This is a genomic window from Streptomyces plumbidurans (genome assembly GCF_019857225.1).
GTDB lineage: Bacteria > Actinomycetota > Actinomycetes > Streptomycetales > Streptomycetaceae > Streptomyces > Streptomyces plumbidurans.
Window position 1 is genome coordinate 1 of the sequence record NZ_JAFJSY010000041.1, and the last position, 821, is coordinate 821.

The 821-nt window shown below is 70.9% G+C and carries 1 protein-coding gene; it reads left to right on the forward strand.

The features are described from left to right. Positions 1-222: 222 nt before the first annotated feature. On the forward strand, positions 223-821 hold a 599-nt coding region (locus JYK17_RS24945; protein WP_222811215.1), incomplete at its 3' end, for a maltotransferase domain-containing protein.

Below are 821 nucleotides of genomic sequence, written 5' to 3' on the forward strand. Positions count from 1 at the left end.
GCTTGTCATCGCGTAGTACCGAGACCGGCCCCGTCCGTTCGCGGACGGGGCCGGTCTTGTGTGTGGACATACGCGTGAGTAGTTAACAAAGTGCCGGATTGCTCACCCGAATAGGGTGGGAAGGCTCCCCCGGGTACACGGTCCAAGACACCACCCAGACCACGCAGGACTCACCTCCCCACACTCATCCGCCCACCCACGTTGACGCGGACAGGAGCGGTCATGCCCGCCACGCACCACTCGTCGGCACCCCAGACGTACAGCGCCGAGGGGGCCCTCGGGCGCATCCCCGTGCTGGACGTCCGGCCGATCGTCCAGCACGGACGCAGGCCCGCCAAAGCCGTCACCGGAGAGTCGTTCGAGATCTCGGCCACCGTCTTCCGCGAGGGCCATGACGCGGTCGCGGCCAATGTCGTCCTCACCGATCCGCACGGGCGCCCGGGCCCCTGGACCCCGATGCGGGAGCTGTCGCCCGGCACCGACCGCTGGGGCGCCACCGTGACCGCGGGCGAGACGGGCTGGTGGACGTACACCGTGGAGGCCTGGGGCGACCCCATCACCACCTGGCGTCACCATGCCCAGATCAAGATCCCGGCGGGGATGGACACGGAGCTGGTCCTGGAGGAGGGCGCACGGCTCCACGAGCGCGCGGCCGACGGTGCCCCCGAGAGCGAGCGGGAGGTGCTCCTCGCCGCCGTCGACGCCTTGCGGGACGAGTCCCGCCCGGCTGCCGCGCGGCTGGCGGGTGCGTTGACGCCGGAGGTGGATGCGGTGCTGGCCCGGCATCCGCTGCGGGAGTTCGTGACCGCCTCGCAGTCTTT